Below are 18871 nucleotides of genomic sequence, written 5' to 3'. Positions count from 1 at the left end.
GCTCCTTGCGGACGCAGCATGGAGCAACCTGAGGGCGTGGGCAACAGCGCCATGCGCTTGCACGGCCTCGTCGCGATGCTAAAAGCGATGCCAATAAGGATTTTGCCATGATCTCACTTGCCGACCTCCAGCGCCGCATCGCTAGCGGTGAGCTTTCGCCTGACGACGCCATCGCCCAGTCGCATGCGGCGATCGAGGCCAAGGAGAAGGACGTCCGCGCCTTCGTCCGTCATGACAAATCCGCGAAGGCGCAGGCCTCCGGCGCGCTGCGGGGCATCGCGGTCGGGATCAAGGACATCATCGACACCGCCAATATGCCGACCGAGATGGGCTCCGAGATCTATCGCGGCTGGCAGCCGCGCTCGGATGCGCCGGTCGTGATGATGCTGAAGCGGGCAGGCGCCACCATCATCGGCAAGACCACGACCACGGCGTTCGCCTCGCGCGATCCGACGCCGACGCTCAATCCGCACAACACCGGCCATACGCCGGGCGGCTCGTCCTCGGGGTCGGCCGCAGCCGTCGGCGCCGGCATGATCCCGCTGGCGCTGGGCACGCAGACTGGCGGCTCGGTGATCCGCCCCGCTGCCTATTGTGGAGCCGCCGCGATAAAACCGTCGTTCCGGATGCTGCCGACGGTCGGCGTGAAGTGTTATTCTTGGGCGCTCGATACGGTCGGCCTGTTCGGATCGCGCGCGGAAGATCTCGCGCGCGGACTTTTGGCCATGACCGGCCGTGCTGAATTCTCCGGGATTACTCCGGCGAACTCTCCGCGCATCGGTGTGGTCCGGCAGGAGTTTGCCGAGGCCGTGGAGCCGGCGGCGGAAGAGGGGCTGCAGGCTGCGATCAAGGCGGCCGAGAACGCCGGCGCCAGCGTGCAGACCATCGATCTGCCCGAGGCGGTGCAGGAGGCCTGGCGCATCCATCCGATCATCCAGGACTTTGAGGCGCATCGCGCGCTCGCCTGGGAGTTTGACGCGCGTCACGACGAGATCGCGCCGATGCTGCGCGCCAGCCTCGATGAGACCGTCGGACTGACGCCGAAAGAATATGACGATGCCCGCCGGATTGCCCGCCGCGGCCGTCGCGAGCTCGGCGAATTGTTCGAGGGGTTCGACGTGCTGCTCACCTATTCGGCGCCGGGCACTGCGCCGGCCAAGGAGCTCGCCTCGACCGGCTCGCCCCGCTACAACCGGCTGTGGACGCTGATGGGCAATCCTTGCGTCAACGTGCCGGTGATGAAGGTCGGCGGCCTGCCGATCGGCGTGCAGGTGATCGCGCGCTTCGGCAACGATCCCGGCGCCTTGGCGGCGGCGTGGTTCCTGGAGAATGCGCTGGCGAAATCAGGCTAGCGCTGGCTCGGCGGCGGGCAGGGGGCGTTGGGTCTCGGCGCCATCAGCGCCTTGCCCAAGCCAGCGCTCGGCGGCTTCGCGGCCGCTCCGATGCAGCGTGCGAATGAAGCCGCGGCCGAGATCAGTGGACGAGCGCTGTGCGAGGCCCTCGATCGAGTCTTCCGCGGCGATCTTTGAGAGCTGCAGCGCGGGTGCTGCGTGCGACTGCGCCCATGCGATCGCCGCGATCTCGGCCTTGAGGGCGGCGTTGGCGGCGATCTGGTCGAGGCGGCGATCGATCGCGGCGAGCGTGATCGGCACATAGCTGTCGCGCGTGGGCGTGATCTGGACGAGCAGCAGGTCGGCGGTTGCCGATTGCTGCGCGAGCTTGATCAGCGGCGGATTGCCGCCGAAGCCGCCGTCCCAATAGCCCTCGCCGTCGATTTCGACGGCGCAGTGAACCAGGGGCGGGCATGTCGACGCAAGCGCAACATCCGCGGTGATGGCGTCATTGCCAAAAATCTCCTGCTGGCCGTCGCGAATGCGCGTTGCCGCGATCAGCAGCTTTGGGCACGCTTCGTCACGCAAAGCCGCAAAATTGATGTCGCGCGACAGCGCCTGGCGCAGCGGATCGAGATCGAACGGATCGAACTGGCCCGAGCGCAGCGTCGGGCCGAAGGCGACCGAGCTTCCCGCCGGCGAGAAGCCGCCGATCAGCATCAGCGAGCGGAACGAGGCCTCATGCATCAGCCGGACCCAGAACCGGTTCAGCCGGCTGCGCGCGCCTTCGCGGCCGCCTTCGGCAAGGCCGCAGGCCAGGAGCAGCGCGTTGATGGCGCCGGCGCTGGCGCCGCTGATGGTGTCGAATTCGATGGAGGGCTCTTCGAGCACCCGTTCCAGCACGCCCCAGGTGAAGGCGGCAAAAGTGCCGCCGCCCTGGAGCGCCAGCGAGAGTTTTCGCGGCGGCCATGGCCGCGCGTGCGTCGGCGCGGGCGCAGCAGTGGTTACGACCTCGACAGCGACAGGAGCTCGCAAGACGGGAGCAGGTGGCGGCGAAACGGTGACAGGCTTTGGCGCAGGAGGCGGCGAGGGCGCGTCGGACCAGATATTGGTCGACGAGAGCAGCCGGCTTGCCGCAGTGCGCCGCGAGCCACCGTCATCGTGCGTGCCGTCAATTTTCTCGCTCATTCTGAGCAACCGCGTAACGCCATTTCCTCTTTCAGGATGACAGGCATGGAACCCGTTTGCTACTGCCACCCACGAGTTGGACGGAAGTTGCGAACAGGATTTGGCATATAATGCGGAGGCCCTGCGGCGGTATCCGTACTTTTTCCGGCTTCAGGCTTTCTCGCCGATCCGGCCTTCTTTTCCCGATTGCAATCGCTTGATGTTCTCGCGATGCATGTAGAACAGCAGCAGCGTCAACACCGCGAACAGCGAGGCCAGCCTGGGGTCACTGAACCACCACAGGAACAGCGGCGTCACGAAGGCTGCCACCAGTGCCGAGAGCGACGAGTAGCGGGTGGTAAAGGCGGTGGCGAGCCAGAGCAGGCAGAACACCAGCGCGCCCGCTGGAATCAGGCCTAGCAGGATGCCGATGTAGACCGCGACGCCCTTGCCGCCCCGAAATCTGAGCCAGACGGGGAAGAGATGACCGAGGAAGGCGCCGAGCCCAGCTAGCAGCGCCGCATTGAGGTCACCGATGCGAAACGCGATCAGCACCGCTGCTGTACCCTTGAGTGCGTCTAGTAGCAGGGTCGCTGCGGCGAGACCCTTGCGTCCGGTGCGGAGCACGTTGGTGGCGCCGATATTGCCGGAGCCGATCGAGCGCAGATCCTGCGTGCCGGCGAGCCTGGTCAGCACCAGCCCGAACGGAATCGAGCCGAGCAAATAGCCAATGACGAAGGCCCCCGGCAGGAATGCATCAAGCCCCATGGTGAGAACTCCGCATGTCAGACATGCTCGTACACCGTTCGCCCGCCGACGATGGTCCTGATAGCGCGGCCTGTAAAGCGGGCTTCGTCGAACGGGGTGTTCTTGCAGGGCGATTTGAGGTCGGCCGGGTCGACCACCCAGGGCACATCGGGGTCGATCACGACGACGTCGGCTGGGCTGCCGACGCGCAGGGTTCCGCCCGGCAGGCCCAGAATCTCCGCCGGCCGGGTCGACATCGCCCGGATCAGCGTCTTGAGGTCGAGCTCTTCATTGTGAACCAGCCGCAGGCCCGCTGGCAGCATGGTCTCGAGGCCGATTGCGCCGGGAGCTGCTTCCGCGAACGGCAGGCGCTTGACCTCGACGTCGTGCGGATTGTGATCGGACATGATGACGTCGACGAGGCCGGAAGCCACCGCCTCCACCAGCGCCCGGCGATCGTCCTCGGTGCGCAGCGGCGGCGACAGCTTCAGGAAGGAACGGTACGGGCCGATGTCGTTCTCGTTCAGCGCAAGATGGTTGATCGAGACCGAGGCACTGACGGCGAGGCCGGCGTCGCGGGCGCGCTTCAAGATCTCGAGCGACTCGATGCAGGACAGCGAAGCCGCGTGATAGCGGCCGCCGGTGAGCGCGACGAGGCGCATGTCGCGCTCGAGGATTACGGCCTCAGCGGCCTTCGGGATGCCCATCAGGCCGAGCCGGCTCGCGAACTCGCCCTCGTTCATCACGCCTTCGCCGACGAGATCGGGGTCCTCGGTGTGATGCACGATCAGCGCGTCGAAATCGCGGGCGTAGGTCAGTGCGCGCCGCATCACCTGCGCATTGGTGACGCTGCGGTCGCCGTCGCTGAAGGCCACGGCGCCGGCGGCCTTGAGCAGGCCGAACTCGGTCATCTCCTCGCCGCGCATGCCCTTGGTGAGCGCCGCCATCGGCTGGATGTTGACGATCGCGGTGTCGCGCGCGCGGCGCATCACGAAATCGACGGTCGCCGAATTATCGATCACGGGCGACGTGTCGGGCTGGCAGATGATGGTGGTGATGCCGCCGGTCGCAGCCGCCTGGCTCGCGGAGGCAAAGGTCTCGCGATGGCTGAAGCCGGGCTCGCCGACGAAGGCGCGCATGTCGATCAGGCCGGGCGCCACGATCTTGCCCGAGCAGTTGACGACGTCGGTGCCCTCGGGGACGCCGGCAGCTCCGATGCCGCGGCGGGTCTCGCGGATGATGCCGTCGGCAATCAGGACGTCGCCGGGGCCGTCGAAATCCCTGGAGGGATCGACGACGCGGGCGTTGGCGAGCAGGATGGGGCGGCGGTCAATCAGCATGAGCATCACGCGTTCGGCAGGTTACGGGCGAGCGCTTCAAGCACAGCCATGCGCACGGCCACGCCCATCTCCACCTGTTCGCGGATCAGGGACTGCGCGCCGTCGGCGACCGCGGTGTCGATCTCGACGCCGCGGTTCATGGGTCCTGGATGCATCACCAGCGCGTCGGGCTTGGCGTAGGCGAGCTTCTTCTGGTCGAGCCCGAAATAGTGGAAATATTCGGAGGTCGACGGCACGAAGGAGCCGTTCATGCGCTCGCGCTGCAGGCGGAGCATCATGACAATATCCGCGCCGTTGAGCCCTTCGCGCATGTCGCGCGCGACCTCGACGCCCATCCGCTCGATGCCGGGCGGCAGCAGCGTGGAGGGGCCGACGACGCGGACCCGGGCGCCCATCGTGTTGAGCAGGATGATGTTGGAGCGGGCCACGCGCGAATGCAGCACGTCGCCGCAGATCGCGACCACAAGGCCCTCGATCCGGCCCTTGTTGCGACGGATGGTGAGCGCGTCGAGCAGCGCCTGGGTCGGGTGCTCATGCGCGCCGTCGCCGGCATTGATCACGGAACCGTCAACCTTGCGGGCCAGAAGTTCCACCGCGCCGGATGCGTGATGGCGCACCACCAGGATGTCCGGATGCATGGCGTTGAGCGTCATCGCGGTGTCGACCAGCGTCTCGCCCTTCTTGATGGACGAGGACGACACCGACATGTTCATGACGTCGGCGCCGAGGCGTTTTCCCGCGAGTTCGAACGAGGACTGGGTCCGGGTCGAAGCTTCGAAGAAAAGGTTCACCTGCGTCCGTCCACGCAGGACGGTACGCTTCTTGTCAACCTGGCGGTTGAGCTCGACATATTCTTCGGACAGGTCGAGGAGGCCGCTGATGTCGGCCGCGGAAAGGCCCTCGATGCCCAGCAAATGCCGGTGGCCGAGGACGAAGGTCGATTTCGATGTCATTAAAGCGAGAGCTATAGGCGCGGATGGCGGGGGGAGCAAGGGCCAATGCCGGGGCGGGGAGTTATCCCCTGATCTGTCTCCCGCTCAGTCATTCCGGGATGGCGCGCAAGTGCCAGACCCGGAATCTCGAGATTCTCAGGTACGCAAGAGCGCACCATAGTTCGATGCTTCGCATCGTCCCGGAATGACGCTGATGGACAAGGAAGCATCGTGAAATCAATTCTTGCTGCATTTGTATCAATCATCGCCATTTCATCAGCCCACGCCCAACCGCTCCCCGGCGGCTTCGTCTATTTGCGCGACGTCGACCCCACCATCATCCAGGACATCCGCTACGCCACACCGAACAACTTTGTCGGCCGCCCGCTCGCCGGCTATGGCGCCGGCGAATGCGTGGTGAAGCGCGAAGTCGGGCTGCGGCTGAAGGCGGTGCAGCAGGAACTGGCCGCACAGAACCTGTCGCTGAAAATGTTCGACTGCTACCGGCCGGCGCGCGCCTCGCTCGACATGGTAAAGTGGTCGCAGAACGGCCACGAGACCGCCGCCGATCGGCGCTACAATCCGCAAATTCCCAAGACCGAGCTGTTCCGCCTCGGCTATATCGCGACCCGCTCGCAGCATTCGACAGGTGCGGCGCTCGACCTCACGCTGGTCGATCTCAAGGCCGACAATTCCGCCAGGATTGATCCCTCTAAATCCTATGCCGATTGCACGGCGCCGGTCGCGGCGCGGTTGCCGGAAGGAAGTGTCGACATGGGCACCGGCTATGATTGCACCGATGCGAAGGGGCATACCGCTGTAACGTCGATCAATCCGGATCAGCGCGCCTGGCGCAAACGGCTGGTCGCTGCGATGGCGAAGCAAGGCTTTGTGAACTATTCGAAGGAGTGGTGGCATTTTTCCCTGCCGGGGGCGGGCGGGGCGGCCTATGATTTCCCGATCCAGCCGCGGCGGAACTGATTCCGCCAAGGAAGCGCAGATGACCCAGCCCAGCTTCGCGACCCACGAGGTCTTCAATCAGTCGCCGCCATTCGAGGACGTCGACCTGTTTGCCGTGGATCGGCCATTGGTCGACGCCGTGAAGGCGCACGGCGGCGCATCGGCGGAGCGGGAGCTGTCCGAGTTCGGGAAACATTGGGGCTCGGCGGCGATGGCCGATCGCGGGCGCGCGGCGAACGAGAATACGCCGAAACTCCGTAGCTTCGACGCCAAGGGCAATCGCCGCGACCAGGTCGAGTTTCATCCCGCCTATCACGAGTTGATGGCGCACAGCGCTCATGCCGGCGTGCACAATTCGACATGGACCGCGGACGGGAAGCCCGCGGGCGATGCCGCCGAAGTCATTCGCGCGGCTAAATTCTACATGGCGTCGCAGGTCGAGACCGGCCATCTCTGCCCGATCACGATGACGCGCGCCTCCGTCGCGGCGCTGGCGATGCAGCCGGAACTGCTCTCACGCGTGATGCCGGTGCTGTCGACGAAGAGCTATGATCCCAGCTTCGCGCCGTGGTGGGACAAGCGCGGCATGACGCTCGGCATGGGCATGACCGAGAAGCAGGGCGGCACCGACGTGCGCGCCAACATGACGCGCGCGGTGCGCGACGGCAGCTCCTATCGCATCACCGGCCACAAATGGTTCATGTCGGCACCGATGTGCGATGCGTTTCTCGTCCTGGCGCAGGCCGAGGCGGGGCTGACCTGCTTCTTCATGCCGCGCTTCGCGCCTGATGGCTCGGTCAACGCCATCCAGTTCCAGCGGCTGAAGGACAAGCTCGGCAACCGTTCCAATGCGTCCTCCGAGGTCGAATTTGTTGGCGCCTATGCCGAGCGAGTCGGGGAAGAGGGCAAGGGCATCCGCACCATCATCCAGATGGTGCAGCTGACGCGGCAGGATTGCGCGATTGCCTCCACGGGCCTGATGCGCTCGGGGCTCGCGCATGCGCTGCATCACGCCCGTCACCGCAGCGTGTTTCAAAAGCATCTCGCCGATCAGCCCTTGATGCAGGCCGTTCTGTCAGACATGGCGCTGCACGTGGAGGCGAGCACGGCGCTGGTGATGCGGCTCTGCCGCGCCTTCGACCGCACGCCACACGATGCGGCGGAGGCCGCCTACATGCGGCTTTTGACGCCGGCGATCAAATACTGGACCTGCAAGAGTGCGCCGCCGTTTCTCTACGAGGCGATGGAGTGCCTCGGCGGCAATGGCTATGTCGAGGACGGCATTCTGGCGCGCCATTACCGGGAGGCGCCGGTCAACGCGATCTGGGAAGGCTCGGGCAACGTGATGTGCCTCGACGTGCTGCGCGCGCTCGCGCGCGAGCCGGAGGGTGCGATGGCCGTGCTGCAGTCCCTTGCGGCCGAGACGAAAGATCTGCCCGGGGTGGGCGAGGCGGTCGCATTCATCGGAAAAACCTTCCGCCGCGCCGATGGTGAGCGCGTCGCACGGCTCGCGGTCGAGAAACTGGCGCTGCTGGCCGCCGCAGCCGCACTCAACGGTGTCTCATCCCACCACGCCAAATTGTTCGCCGCCACACGTCTCGCCACCAATCACGCCAGCATGTATGGCGCGGTCGAGTTCGAGAGCGGCGACGTGCGTCAGTTGCTGGAGCGGGCGCTGCCGTGAGCCTGCCAAATGAAAGCCTTCTGATGGATTCCCTCAATCCCGATCATCCGCCGCTGATCATTAGGCCTGCGCCGCTGCGCGTCTGGAAGTTCTGGGGCACGGCGCTGTGGGGCCTGCTCGTCTTCGTCGCGATGTTCGTCGGCCAGGTCGGGGCGGTCCTGCTGCTGGGGGCGATGCGCGGGCTGCCGCTCGACATGGACTCGATCCAGTCGGTCGGCCGAGAGCCGCAGGCGCTGGCGCTGTCGGTGATCATGGGGCTGCCGGCAACGCTCGCGGCGGTGTGGCTCGCCATCCGCATCAGGAAGGCAACCTTCGTCGACTACCTCGCGCTGCGCTGGCCGGATTGGAAGCAACTCCTGCTCGGCGCCGTCGGCCTCATCCTGACCGTGCTGGCCTGGGAGGTGGTGTCGCGATCCCTCGGCCGCGAGGCCACGCCGGGCTTCATGACCGATCTCTTGAAATCGGGCCGCGACAACGGCGCGGCACTGTTGCTGTTATTCGCCTTCAGCGTGGCAGCGCCGATGTCGGAGGAGGTGCTCGCGCGCGGCTTCCTGTTCCGCGGCTGGTCGGCGAGCTTCCTGCGCGTGCCCGGTGCGATCATCCTGTCGTCCCTGGTGTGGACGGCAGTGCACCTGCAATACGATCTGTACTTCCTCGCCGAAGTCTTCTCCATCGGCCTGTGGTTCGGCTACATGCGCTACCGCGCCAACTCGCTCTGGCTCACCATCGTGCTGCATGCGCTGAACAACATGACCGCAGTGGTGCTGACGATGTGGCTGGGTGGCTGAGGCCTCAGGCCACCAGCGCGATCGCGATCGGCATTGTGATCGCCGCCAAGATCGTCTGCAGCGTGATGATCTGCGCCAGCAATGGGGCATCGCCGCCCATTTGGCGAGCCAGCACATAGGCGCTCGGCGAGGTCGGCACTGCCGCGCAGATCGCGACGATCGCGAGGTTGGTACCTGACAGTCCAAACCAGACTGCGAGCGCCAGCGCGAGCACCGGCATCAGCGCCAGCTTGAACGCCACGCCGATCGTCGCGCCCACGCTCGGACGGAGCAGGCCCTTGAGCTGGAGGCCGGCGCCGGTGACGAGCAGGCCGATCGCGAGCGAGGAGCGGCCGAGCGCGTCGGCAACCTCATGCCAAATCCTTGGCAGGGGCAGGTGAACGACATTAATGAACAGCCCGATGGCGCAGGCCCAGATCAGGGGATTGCGGATCACCGTCATGACGATGGCGCGCGCCGACTGCTTCTCGGGTGATGCGTAGTGCGCGAGCACGGCGACGCTGAACACGTTGACCAGCGGAATGATCGCGACCATCGCGACCGAGGCCAGCGCCAGCCCGACCTCGCCGTACAAATTGGCGGAGACGGAGAGAGCGACATAAGTCTGCCAGCGCGTCGCGCCCTGAAAGATCGAGGTGAAAGCGGGGCCGTCGATGTCGAGCCGCGACAGGGCAGGGCGGAGCGCGAGGCAGAGCAGCGACATCGCGAGTGCTGACAGCAGCAGCGCGCCGCCGACGCCAGCGACCGGCACCTTGGAGAGGTCGGCCTTCACCAGCGTCTGGATCAAGAGCATCGGGAACAGCACGAAATAAGTCAGCCGCTCCAGCCCGTGCCATTGCGTGTCGAGCTGCATCAGGGTGCGCTTCAGCACCACGCCGAGCACGATGAGGATGAAGACCGGCAGCAGTGCCGCGATCACGACGGCCATGGATCAGCCATTCCCCGATGCCGTGCGCAGATTGGCGAGCCGGTCGAGCGCGCCCTGCAAGATGAAGATGGCGGCGTGCTCGTCGATCACCTCGGCGCGCTTGGCGCGGCTCACATCCATGCCGATCAGCTCGCGCTCGACCGCTGCGGTCGAGAGACGCTCGTCCCAGAGGCCTATGGGGAGCGTCGTCAGGTTGGCGAGATTGCGGGCAAAGGCGCGGGTCGACTGCGCGCGCGGGCCCTCGCTGCCGTCCATGTTGATGGGAAGGCCGAGCACGAAGCCGACGACCTTGCGTTCGGCTGCGATGGTGAGCAGCCGCGCCGCGTCCTGCTTGAACGCCTTGCGCTGGATGGTCTCGACACCGGTCGCGAGCCGGCGGTCCGGATTGGACACAGCAACGCCGATGGTTTTGCTGCCGAGGTCAAGTCCGATCAACCCGCCGCGTTCGGGCCAGTGGGTTGCCGCTTCGATGAGCGGGAGGATGGGAGCCGGCATGGCGTTAGCGCATAACACGCGATGCGCTGCGGAGTGAACCAGAGAATCCAGTCCTTCGTGACGCAGCTGCAATGCGTCAGGCCGCGATGCCCTGATCGTCGCTCTTCAAACAGGACAGGAAGCCTTGAAGCGCGCTGGATTGATGGCCGGCGCGGCGCTGGATGAACAGAGTCTCGACGCTGGCGTGCGACGGGGTCAGCGTGTGCATCGTCACGCTACCGGTCATCGCGCTGCGCTCGACCACGGCGCGCGGCAAGAGCGTCACGCCCATGTCGGCGGCGACGCAGCCGATCATGCCGTCGAGCGTACCGAGATCGAAGCGCGCTGCGGAGGGCCAGCCGAATTCGACGAAGATTTGCTCGAGCCGCTGCCGATAGGTGCAACCGGTGCGAAACGCCAGCGCCGTCGGACCGGACTCTGGCGTGCCGGCGCGCAACTCGGCGAGCGAGGCCCAGCGCCGCGCGCTGACCAGCACCAGCTCTTCGCGGAACGCGCTTGTTACGGAGAGGTCAGCATGCGCGATGGGACCAGCGACGAAAGCGCCGTCGAGCGTGCCTTCGAGCACACCGGCGACGAGATCGGCGGTCGGCGACGTGCGCAGGCTGAGCCGCACGGCCGGGAAGCGGCGGTGGAAATCGGCCAGCAGCGGCGGCAGCCGCACCGCGGCCGTCGTCTCCATCGAGCCGATCGCAAGCGGCCCCTTCGGTTCGCCATCGTCGCGTGCCGCGAGCACGGCCTCGTGCGACAACGCCGTCATTCGCTGCGCGTAGGGGAGGAGGCGCTTGCCTGCGCCGGTCAGCGCCATGCCGCGGCTATGGCGCTCGAACAGCGGCGTGCCGATCTCGGCCTCCAAGGCCTTGATGCGCTGGGTGACGTTGGATTGCACCGTGTTGAGCTCTTCGGCGGCGCGGGTGATGCCGCCGGTGCGGGCGACCGCGGCAAAGGTCTGGATGTCACTCAGTTCCATGGCATCGTTTCGCTTTTGTGATGGCAGCGTTCGCAACAATTCATTTTTCGAGAATGCTAGTTGCGCCTAATGTTCCTGTCCAGAGCGGGAGACCCCATGCCGATCGCCACGCCGCTGACGGAGCTTCTCGGGATCAGGCATCCGATCCTGTCGGCGCCCATGGACACGATCGCAGGCAGCCGACTGACCCGCGCCGTCAGCGAGGCCGGCGGCTTCGGAATCCTCGGCGGTGGCTACGGCGACCGCGCCCGACTTCAGGCCGAGGCGGCTGAGTTGAAGGGCTTTGCACCGTTCGGCATCGGCTTCATCACCTGGAGCCTGGCAAAGCAGCCCGAGCTTCTCGACATCGCGCTCGATGCCGGCCCGCAAGCCGTCATGTTGTCGTTCGGCGATCCCGCGCCGTTCGCGCCGCAGATCAAGGCGAGCGGTGCGCGATTGATCTGCCAGGTCCAGAACGAGGACATGGCAAAGCAGGCGCTCGATGCCGGCGCGGAGATTTTGATCGCGCAGGGGACGGAGGCGGGCGGCCACGGCGCATCGCGCACCACGGTCGATATCGTGCCTGCGATCGCCGATCTCGCGGCCGGGCGCGTGCCGGTTGTCGCGGCCGGTGGGATCGCCGATGGCCGGGGCCTCGCCGCAATGATGATGCTCGGTGCGTCTGGCGTGCTGGTCGGCACGCGCTTTTATGCGAGCGTGGAGGCCAATGGCGCCGCCGGGGCCAAGGAGCGCATTCGTAACGCCGACGGCAATGATACCGTGCGCGGTGTCGTTCCCGACTGGTCTCGGAAGCTGTTCTGGCCGGCTCCGTTCACCGCACGCACGCTGGTCAACGATCATATCAAGACCTGGACCGGCCGTGAGATCGAGCTGATGCAGCGCGCGGACGAGGTTTCCAAGGACTATGCCGCGGCAAAAATGGCAGGCAATTTCGAAATCGCGGCTGTCTTTGCGGGAGAAGCGGTCGGCCTGATCCATGATATCCCACCGGCGGCCGAGATCGTCGAGCGGATTGCGTCTGAGGCTGAGCAGTTGCTTGCCGGCCAGCGCAACTCGACGACAGCGGCGCAGGACCAATTCTTACCCTCCCCTGGAGGGGGAGGGTCGCTGCGCATGTAGCGAAGCGAAATGCGTAGCGGGGTGGGGTGATCTCGCCCCTCGGGCAGCGTCTCAATGGAGAGACTGTCACTCCACCCCGCTCGCGCTTCTCGCGATCGACCCTCCCCCTCCAGGGGAGGGTAAGAACAACGAGCAAGAGAGACACACCATGTGGCCTGACCGTCGACTGATCGATCTCTTCAAGACCGAATTCCCGATCGTGCTGGCGCCGATGGCCGGCGTGATGGATGCCGAGCTTGTCATCGCCGCCGCGCAGGGCGGGGCGCTCGGCTCGCTGCCTTGCGCCATGCTGTCGGGGCACAAGATCCGCGAGCAGGTCAATATCATTCGCCAGCGGGTGACGGCGGCGGTGAACCTGAACTTCTTCTGCCACACGCCGGTTGAGCTTACCGCTGAGGCTGAGGCGCGCTGGAAGCAGCGCCTCGCGAGTTATTACGAGGAGCACGGCCTCGATCCGGCTGCGCCGGTCAACGCCGCCAACCGGGCGCCGTTCGATGCCGCGACCTGCGCGGTAGTGGAAGAGTTGAAGCCGGAGGTCGTGAGCTTCCATTTCGGCCTGCCCGAGAAGGCCCTGCTTGATCGCATCAGAGCGGTCGGCTGTCTCGTGATCGCCTCGGCGACGACGGTGAAGGAGGCGGTCTGGCTCGACCAGCGCGGCGTCGATGCGGTGATCGCACAAGGCGCCGAGGCGGGCGGCCATCGCGGTATGTTCCTGACCGAGACCATCGCCGAGCAGCCCGGCCTGTTCGCGCTTTTGCCGCAGGTCGTTGATGCCGTGAAAGTGCCGGTCATTGCAGCCGGCGGCATCGGTGACGGCCGCGGCATTGCGGCGGCGTTCACGCTCGGCGCATCCGGCGTGCAGATCGGCAGTGCCTATCTGCGCTGTCCGGAATCCACGCATACGGCGGCGGGACGGGCTGCGCTTGCGCAGGGGCGGGACGATTCCACCGTGATTACCAACGTCATGACCGGCCGTCCGGCGCGGGGCGTCCAGAACCGCCTGATCCGCGAAGCCGGCCCGATCTCGCCCGATGCCCCGCCATTTCCCCACGCCGCAACCGCCCTGGCGCCGCTGAAGGCGGCAGCCGAGAAGCAGGGCCGAGTGGATTTCACCAATCTCTGGGCCGGACAGGCCATTGCCCTGGGCCGCGAGCTTCCCGCCGCCGAATTGACCCGGGATCTCGCCAAATCGGCGCTGGCACGCCTGCGTCAGATGGCTGGCTAAGTCTTAGGTTCTTGTTTGCGCATGATCTTTTCGAAAAACCGCTTCACACTTTTCCGGATCATGCGCTAGCGCCGGTTGCGGCGCAAAACCGGCCTCTGCTATACGGCACATAGGTTTTGCCGTGAGAGGCCTTATATAATGTCCGTCGACGCCGCTACCGTCCGCCGCATCGCGCATCTGGCGCGCATTGCGGTTTCCGAGGGCGAGGTTCCGCATCTGCAGGGCGAGCTCAACGCCATGCTCGCCTTTGTCGAGCAGCTCTCGGAGGTCAATGTCGAGGGCGTGGAGCCCATGACCTCGGTGACCCCGATGCAGATGAAGAAGCGGCAAGACGTGGTCAATGACGGCGAGATCGCCGACGATATCGTTGCCAATGCGCCTGCGACCGAAGGTCACTTCTTCCTGGTGCCGAAGGTTGTTGAGTAATTTGCATAGCGTTTTCGAGCGAAGTGGAAGCCGGTTCGCGCAAAGAAAACGCGTCAAACTAAAGAGTCTTGGGACGCCGTCCGATGTGCATGCTTTGCGACGATGAGAAGGCCTATCAGGCCTACATGAACTACCTCGACAAGATGGAGCGGCAGGGCAAGGCTGCCGATCCCAATGTCGCTGTCAATGCCGTGCTCGACGAGCTCCAGGCCGCCGCGAATGCAGCCGCCAAAAACGACGACCCGGCCGACGACAAGACCCTGTCTCCCTTCTTCTGCAGCCCGATCAATAAATGACCGATTTGACATCGCTGACGCTCGCCGAGGCCCGCAAGGGTCTCGCCGACAAGACTTTCACGTCACTCGAGCTGACCGACGCGCATCTCAACGCGATCGAAGCCGCGCGCGTGCTCAACGCCTTCGTGATGGAGACGCCCGACCAGGCGCGCGCGATGGCGCGCGAGGCGGACGGCAAGATCGCCAAGGGCGACGCGGGTCCGCTCGCCGGCATCCCGCTCGGCATCAAGGATTTGTTCGCGACCAAGGGCGTGCGCACCACGGCGTGCTCGAAGATCCTCGGCAATTTCGTGCCGACCTATGAGTCCACCATCACCTCGCAGCTCTGGCGCGACGGTGCCGTGATGCTGGGCAAGCTCAACAATGACGAGTTCGCGATGGGCTCGGCGAACGAGACCTCGTGCTTCGGTCCGGTGGGCAATCCCTGGCGCCGTGAGGGAAGCAACACCACGCTGGTGCCGGGCGGTTCGTCCGGCGGCTCGGCCTCGGCCGTGGCGGCGCTGCTCTGCATGGGCGCGACTGCGACCGACACCGGCGGCTCGATCCGCCAGCCGGCCGCGTTCACCGCGACCGTCGGCATCAAGCCGACCTATGGCCGCTGCTCGCGCTGGGGTATCGTCGCCTTTGCCTCCTCGCTCGACCAGGCCGGGCCGATCGCGCGCAGCACGCGCGATGCCGCGATGCTGCTGCGCTCGATGGCCGGGCACGATCCGAAGGACACGACCTCGGTCGACATCCCCGTGCCGGATTACGAGGCCGCGATCGGCAAGTCCGTGAAGGGCATGAAGATCGGCATCCCCAAGGAGTATCGTCTCGACGGCATGCCGGCTGAGATCGAGAAGCTCTGGAGCGAGGGCGCGGCCTGGCTGAAGGCCGCCGGTGCCGAGCTCGTCGAAGTGTCGCTGCCGCACACGAAATATGCGCTGCCGGCCTATTACATCGTGGCGCCGGCGGAAGCGTCCTCCAACCTCGCGCGCTACGACGGCGTCCGCTATGGCTTGCGCGAGCAGGGCAAGAACATCATCGAGCAGTACGAGAACACTCGCGCCGAGGGTTTTGGTGCAGAGGTGCGCCGCCGCGTCATGATCGGCACCTACGTGCTCTCGGCCGGCTATTACGACGCCTATTATCTGCGCGCCCAGAAGGTGCGCACGCTGATCAAGAAGGATTTTGAGGATTGCTTCGCCATGGGCGTTGACGCGATCCTGACGCCGGCGACGCCGTCGGCGGCCTTCGGCATCGGCGAGAAGGGCGGCGCCGACCCGGTCGAGATGTATCTCAACGACATCTTCACGGTGACCGTGAACATGGCGGGCCTGCCGGGCATCGCGGTGCCCGCCGGCAAGGACGCGCAGGGCCTGCCGCTCGGCCTGCAACTGATCGGCCGTCCGTTCGAGGAGGAGACGCTGTTCTCGCTCGGCGAGGTGATCGAGCAGGCCGCCGGCCGCTTCACGCCCGCGAGGTGGTGGTGAATGTCGCGGCCTTCATCGCGAGCCTCGACGGCGCGGCGCCCGCGCCGGACCTGACCGCGCCGCTTGCCGGTCTCTGGTGGGCCGCGAAGGGTGACTGGGACCAGGCGCACAAGATCGTCCAGGACGACCAGGGGCGCGACGCCGCCTGGGTGCACGCCTATCTGCACCGCGTTGAAGGCGATCTCGGCAATGCCGGCTACTGGTATCGCCAGGCCGGCCAGCCCGCGGCAAAAGATTCATTGGAAGCGGAGTGGGAGCGGATCGCTGCCACGCTGCTCGGGAGCAGGACATGAGCACGGCCACGCACAAGCTTCTCAAGGGCGCCACCGGCGATTGGGAGATGGTCATCGGCATGGAGATCCATGCCCAGGTGACGTCGAACTCGAAACTGTTCTCGGGCGCGTCGACCACGTTCGGTGGCGAGCCGAACAGCCACGTGTCGCTGGTCGATGCCGCAATGCCGGGCATGCTGCCCGTGATCAACGGGGAATGCGTCAGGCAGGCTGTCCGGACCGGGCTCGGCCTCAACGCAAAGATCAATCTGCGTTCGGTGTTCGATCGCAAGAACTATTTCTACCCGGACTCGCCGCAGGGCTATCAGATCAGCCAGTACAAGTCGCCGGTCGTCGGCGAGGGCGAGGTGCTGGTCGAACTCGACGGCGGCCGCAGCGTCACCATCGGCATCGAGCGGCTGCATCTGGAGCAGGACGCCGGTAAGCTGATGCACGACCAGTCGCCGACCATGTCCTATGTCGACCTCAACCGCTGCGGCGTGGCGCTGATGGAGATCGTCTCAAAACCGGACATCCGCGATGCCGAGCAGGCCAAGGCCTATGTGACCAAGCTGCGCTCGATCCTGCGCTATCTCGGCACCTGCGACGGCGACATGGAGAAGGGAAGCTTGCGCGCCGACGTCAACGTCTCCGTGCGCAAGCCGGGCGCGCCGCTCGGCACACGCTGCGAGATCAAGAACATGAACTCGATCACCTTCATCGGCCAGGCGATCGAGTACGAAGCGCGTCGCCAGATCGAGATTTTGGAGGATGGCGGCGCGATCGACCAGGAAACGCGGCTCTACGACCCCAACAAGGGCGAGACGCGCTCGATGCGCTCGAAGGAAGAGGCGCATGATTACCGCTACTTCCCCGATCCGGATCTGCTTCCGCTGGAGTTCTCCCAAAGCTTCGTCGACGAGCTGAAGGCTGAGCTCCCCGAGTTGCCGGACCAGAAGAAGACGCGCTTCGTCGCCGACTTCGGCCTGTCGGCCTATGATGCGAGCGTGCTCGTCGCCGAGCGCGAGAGCGCGGTGTTCTACGAAACGGTGCTCGACAGGCTCGCCAACCGCGCCCGCGACGGCAAGATGGCGGCGAACTGGGTGATCAACGAGCTGTTCGGCCGTCTCAACAAGGAAGGCCGGGAAATTGCGGGCTCTCCGGTGTCGTCTGAGCAGCTCGCTGCGATCATCGACCTGATCGGCGAGGGCACGATCTCCGGCAAGATCGCCAAGGATCTGTTCGAGATCGTCTGGCAGGAGGGCGGCGACCCTCGCGCGCTGGTCGAAAGCCGCAGCATGAAGCAGGTCACGGATCTTTCGGCGATCGAAAAGGTTGTCGACGACATCATCGCGGCCAATCCCGACAAGGCCGCGCAGGTGAAGGACAAGCCGCAGTCGCTCGGATGGTTCGTCGGCCAGGTGATGAAGTCATCCGGCGGCAAGGCGAACCCGCAGAGTGTCAACGACCTGCTCAAGTCCAAGCTCGGCATCTGACGTCACGCGCTCGGACGAGACGGTGAGACGCTCGCCGTCACCTCGCGCGACGTCGAGACGAGACGCGCGCACGCATCGCAGACAGCAAACTTCATCCCGCTGAGGTCACGATGCAGTTGCGAATCGCGGTGGTGCGATTCGCGCAAAACGGCGGCTTGCACATGCTCTGACGAGCGCTTCCGCCGTTAAGCATGAAAATAATTTCGTTGCCAAAATTGGCGACTCAGAGTCCGCGACTCGCCTCCACGACGCCATCGCGCGCCTTGCGGCGCGCGTCATCGCACTGATCGCGCGTGATGTGCGCGCGCAGAATAATACTTGCGGCATAGGGTATTCTTGCAATCGCCGCTGTTGTCGAGATCAATGCTGCGAGAAGCATTTGCAATCGCAGACGCGTGTCTCTGCGTGTCGGCAGATCAAGTGCGGCTGGCGCACGCGCGCTGCGCCGTCAACACTTCCTTAAGTGAGAAGATGTTTTTTTCGTCGTGTTGGTGTATTCGGGGTGAGTGCATTCGATCCCCGAATGCGCGCAGCAATTAAGCCATCTCACACATCGGAGGGCAACATGGCCAAGAAAGCAAAGAAGGCGAAGAAGGCGAAGAAGGCGAAGAGCGCAGTGAAGAAGACTGCGAAGAAGACCCGCAAGGTCGCCAAGAAGAAGTAACTTCGCTTCTGAAGTTGCCGGCTCCTAGAGAGCCGGCACGTCATCAGCGCCTCTCAAAAGGTTCTGGTCGACGATAGAGGGTGTCGGCGAGACATCAGGTCAACGGTCGGATCGTCAGCTTTCACGGGCTCGCTCGTCAAAGTCCGGTCCGGCAGAAGAAACAAGTTTTCTTCGTTCGGTGCGGCTCCTTGAATAAGGGCTCCGCAATTCCACAGACGGCCTTCGAGCCAATTTGGAATCTGATCCTGACGTGTTCGCCGACGCCCTCGTTCCCTGAGGCCGGGGTATTGCCGGCATTCCTTTCCCGACATTGTTGATCTGACCGCGACGCAGTCGCATTGTGCTGTCGCGTTGCCTTGGCCGTGCTGTCTTGAGGCAGGCGAGGGTGCGGCGTGATTGCGCGCTGACCGCACGCTGCCTCTCCACTCGCGATGTCATCGCCCGGCTCCGACCGGGCGATCCAGTACGCCGCGGCTTCCCGGGGGACGATTGCTGCCTCTGGAATACTGGGTCACCCGCCTTCGCGGGTGACGACAGCGGGAGGGAGGCATCACAGGACACG

General features: G+C 65.3%; 18 protein-coding genes. 11 read left to right on the top strand and 7 right to left on the bottom strand.

Translation table 11 applies throughout. The features are described from left to right. The first annotated feature begins 107 nt into the window (after nucleotides 1-107). On the top strand, nucleotides 108-1352 hold the full coding sequence (locus YUA_RS0106955) for an amidase (protein ID WP_027530028.1): 1245 nt from the start codon (nucleotides 108-110) through the stop codon (nucleotides 1350-1352). Here YUA_RS0106955 and YUA_RS0106950 read toward each other — a convergent pair. The 4 genes from YUA_RS0106950 to YUA_RS0106935 all read right to left on the bottom strand — a co-directional run bounded on the left by YUA_RS0106950 (nucleotide 1344) and on the right by YUA_RS0106935 (nucleotide 5538). Then, a complete protein-coding gene (locus YUA_RS0106950; protein WP_027530027.1) occupies nucleotides 1344-2519 on the bottom strand; it encodes a patatin-like phospholipase family protein in 1176 nt (391 codons plus the stop codon). The genes YUA_RS0106955 and YUA_RS0106950 overlap by 9 nt on opposite strands. Nucleotides 2520-2669: 150 nt before the next feature. Then, on the bottom strand, nucleotides 2670-3266 hold the full coding sequence (gene plsY, locus YUA_RS0106945) for a glycerol-3-phosphate 1-O-acyltransferase PlsY (RefSeq protein WP_027530026.1): 597 nt from the start codon (nucleotides 3264-3266) through the stop codon (nucleotides 2670-2672). 17 nt (nucleotides 3267-3283) lie between these two features. Then, a complete protein-coding gene (locus YUA_RS0106940) occupies nucleotides 3284-4585 on the bottom strand; it encodes a dihydroorotase (protein WP_027530025.1) in 1302 nt (433 codons plus the stop codon). A gap of 5 nt (nucleotides 4586-4590) precedes the next feature. Beyond that, the gene (locus YUA_RS0106935) at nucleotides 4591-5538 is read right to left on the bottom strand and encodes an aspartate carbamoyltransferase catalytic subunit (protein ID WP_027530024.1); all 948 of its coding nucleotides are present in this window, start codon (nucleotides 5536-5538) and stop codon (nucleotides 4591-4593) included. A gap of 219 nt (nucleotides 5539-5757) precedes the next feature. On the opposite strand from YUA_RS0106935, the gene YUA_RS0106930 reads away from it, so the two are divergent. Genes YUA_RS0106930 through YUA_RS0106920 form a run of 3 tightly spaced genes read left to right on the top strand, consistent with a single transcriptional unit; the run spans nucleotide 5758 to nucleotide 8949 of the window. Then, a complete protein-coding gene (locus YUA_RS0106930; RefSeq protein ID WP_027530023.1) occupies nucleotides 5758-6498 on the top strand; it encodes a M15 family metallopeptidase in 741 nt (246 codons plus the stop codon). Between the two features lie 19 nt (nucleotides 6499-6517). Continuing rightward, nucleotides 6518-8161 carry an acyl-CoA dehydrogenase family protein gene (locus tag YUA_RS0106925; RefSeq protein ID WP_027530022.1) on the top strand — a complete coding sequence of 548 codons (1644 nt, stop codon included), beginning with the start codon at nucleotides 6518-6520 and terminating at the stop codon, nucleotides 8159-8161. Nucleotides 8162-8184: 23 nt separating this feature from the next. After that, entirely contained in the window at nucleotides 8185-8949 is a 765-nt protein-coding gene (locus YUA_RS0106920; protein ID WP_027530021.1) for a CPBP family intramembrane glutamic endopeptidase, read from the top strand. A 4-nt stretch (nucleotides 8950-8953) separates the two neighbouring features. On the opposite strand, the gene YUA_RS0106915 is transcribed toward YUA_RS0106920, so the two are convergent. From YUA_RS0106915 to YUA_RS0106905, 3 genes are all read right to left on the bottom strand, one after another. After that, a complete protein-coding gene (locus YUA_RS0106915; protein ID WP_027530020.1) occupies nucleotides 8954-9877 on the bottom strand; it encodes an AEC family transporter in 924 nt (307 codons plus the stop codon). Between the two features lie 3 nt (nucleotides 9878-9880). Continuing rightward, a complete protein-coding gene (gene ruvX, locus YUA_RS0106910; protein WP_027530019.1) occupies nucleotides 9881-10372 on the bottom strand; it encodes a Holliday junction resolvase RuvX in 492 nt (163 codons plus the stop codon). A 76-nt stretch (nucleotides 10373-10448) separates the two neighbouring features. Further along, on the bottom strand, nucleotides 10449-11339 hold the full coding sequence (locus YUA_RS0106905) for a LysR family transcriptional regulator (protein WP_027530018.1): 891 nt from the start codon (nucleotides 11337-11339) through the stop codon (nucleotides 10449-10451). A gap of 96 nt (nucleotides 11340-11435) precedes the next feature. Between YUA_RS0106905 and YUA_RS0106900 the strand changes: the two genes are divergently transcribed. The 7 genes from YUA_RS0106900 to gatB all read left to right on the top strand — a co-directional run bounded on the left by YUA_RS0106900 (nucleotide 11436) and on the right by gatB (nucleotide 17645). Next, the gene (locus tag YUA_RS0106900; RefSeq protein ID WP_027530017.1) at nucleotides 11436-12458 is read left to right on the top strand and encodes a nitronate monooxygenase family protein; all 1023 of its coding nucleotides are present in this window, start codon (nucleotides 11436-11438) and stop codon (nucleotides 12456-12458) included. Between the two features lie 148 nt (nucleotides 12459-12606). Next, complete coding sequence (locus tag YUA_RS0106895; protein WP_027530016.1) at nucleotides 12607-13683, top strand: nitronate monooxygenase family protein; 1077 nt, start codon at nucleotides 12607-12609, stop codon at nucleotides 13681-13683. A 138-nt stretch (nucleotides 13684-13821) separates the two neighbouring features. Further along, complete coding sequence (gene gatC / locus YUA_RS0106890) at nucleotides 13822-14109, top strand: Asp-tRNA(Asn)/Glu-tRNA(Gln) amidotransferase subunit GatC (protein ID WP_007611211.1); 288 nt, start codon at nucleotides 13822-13824, stop codon at nucleotides 14107-14109. Nucleotides 14110-14192: 83 nt separating this feature from the next. After that, nucleotides 14193-14405: a hypothetical protein gene (locus tag YUA_RS0106885; RefSeq protein WP_027530015.1), complete on the top strand. Its 213-nt coding sequence runs from the start codon at nucleotides 14193-14195 to the stop codon at nucleotides 14403-14405. Further along, nucleotides 14402-15877, top strand: a complete 1476-nt coding sequence (gene gatA, locus YUA_RS0106880) for an Asp-tRNA(Asn)/Glu-tRNA(Gln) amidotransferase subunit GatA (RefSeq protein ID WP_027530014.1) — start codon at nucleotides 14402-14404, stop codon at nucleotides 15875-15877. Before YUA_RS0106885 ends, gatA begins: the two co-directional genes overlap by 4 nt. After that, nucleotides 15868-16170 (top strand): hypothetical protein, encoded by a 303-nt coding sequence (locus YUA_RS0106875; protein WP_027530013.1) that lies wholly within the window; start codon nucleotides 15868-15870, stop codon nucleotides 16168-16170. The genes gatA and YUA_RS0106875 overlap by 10 nt, the downstream gene beginning before the upstream one ends. Beyond that, nucleotides 16167-17645 carry an Asp-tRNA(Asn)/Glu-tRNA(Gln) amidotransferase subunit GatB gene (gene gatB, locus YUA_RS0106870; protein ID WP_027530012.1) on the top strand — a complete coding sequence of 493 codons (1479 nt, stop codon included), beginning with the start codon at nucleotides 16167-16169 and terminating at the stop codon, nucleotides 17643-17645. Before YUA_RS0106875 ends, gatB begins: the two co-directional genes overlap by 4 nt. The last annotated feature ends 1226 nt before the right edge of the window (nucleotides 17646-18871 follow it).

Origin of the sequence: Bradyrhizobium sp. WSM3983 (genome assembly GCF_000473045.1) — a bacterium.
Classification (GTDB): domain Bacteria; phylum Pseudomonadota; class Alphaproteobacteria; order Rhizobiales; family Xanthobacteraceae; genus Bradyrhizobium.
This window is presented reverse-complemented; position numbering and strand designations above follow the sequence as displayed.

Bases quoted from the DNA above. Each gene is read 5' to 3' on its own strand.
- YUA_RS0106955 (WP_027530028.1), top strand. From the start codon at position 108: ATGATCTCACTTGCCGACCTCCAGCGCCGCATCGCTAGCGGTGAGCTT.
- YUA_RS0106950 (WP_027530027.1), bottom strand. From the start codon at position 2,519: ATGAGCGAGAAAATTGACGGCACGCACGATGACGGTGGCTCGCGGCGC.
- plsY (WP_027530026.1), bottom strand. From the start codon at position 3,266: ATGGGGCTTGATGCATTCCTGCCGGGGGCCTTCGTCATTGGCTATTTG.
- YUA_RS0106940 (WP_027530025.1), bottom strand. From the start codon at position 4,585: ATGCTGATTGACCGCCGCCCCATCCTGCTCGCCAACGCCCGCGTCGTC.
- YUA_RS0106935 (WP_027530024.1), bottom strand. From the start codon at position 5,538: ATGACATCGAAATCGACCTTCGTCCTCGGCCACCGGCATTTGCTGGGC.
- YUA_RS0106925 (WP_027530022.1), top strand. From the start codon at position 6,518: ATGACCCAGCCCAGCTTCGCGACCCACGAGGTCTTCAATCAGTCGCCG.
- YUA_RS0106920 (WP_027530021.1), top strand. From the start codon at position 8,185: ATGGATTCCCTCAATCCCGATCATCCGCCGCTGATCATTAGGCCTGCG.
- YUA_RS0106915 (WP_027530020.1), bottom strand. From the start codon at position 9,877: ATGGCCGTCGTGATCGCGGCACTGCTGCCGGTCTTCATCCTCATCGTG.
- ruvX (WP_027530019.1), bottom strand. From the start codon at position 10,372: ATGCCGGCTCCCATCCTCCCGCTCATCGAAGCGGCAACCCACTGGCCC.
- YUA_RS0106905 (WP_027530018.1), bottom strand. From the start codon at position 11,339: ATGGAACTGAGTGACATCCAGACCTTTGCCGCGGTCGCCCGCACCGGC.
- YUA_RS0106900 (WP_027530017.1), top strand. From the start codon at position 11,436: ATGCCGATCGCCACGCCGCTGACGGAGCTTCTCGGGATCAGGCATCCG.
- YUA_RS0106895 (WP_027530016.1), top strand. From the start codon at position 12,607: ATGTGGCCTGACCGTCGACTGATCGATCTCTTCAAGACCGAATTCCCG.
- gatC (WP_007611211.1), top strand. From the start codon at position 13,822: ATGTCCGTCGACGCCGCTACCGTCCGCCGCATCGCGCATCTGGCGCGC.
- YUA_RS0106885 (WP_027530015.1), top strand. From the start codon at position 14,193: ATGTGCATGCTTTGCGACGATGAGAAGGCCTATCAGGCCTACATGAAC.
- gatA (WP_027530014.1), top strand. From the start codon at position 14,402: ATGACCGATTTGACATCGCTGACGCTCGCCGAGGCCCGCAAGGGTCTC.
- gatB (WP_027530012.1), top strand. From the start codon at position 16,167: ATGAGCACGGCCACGCACAAGCTTCTCAAGGGCGCCACCGGCGATTGG.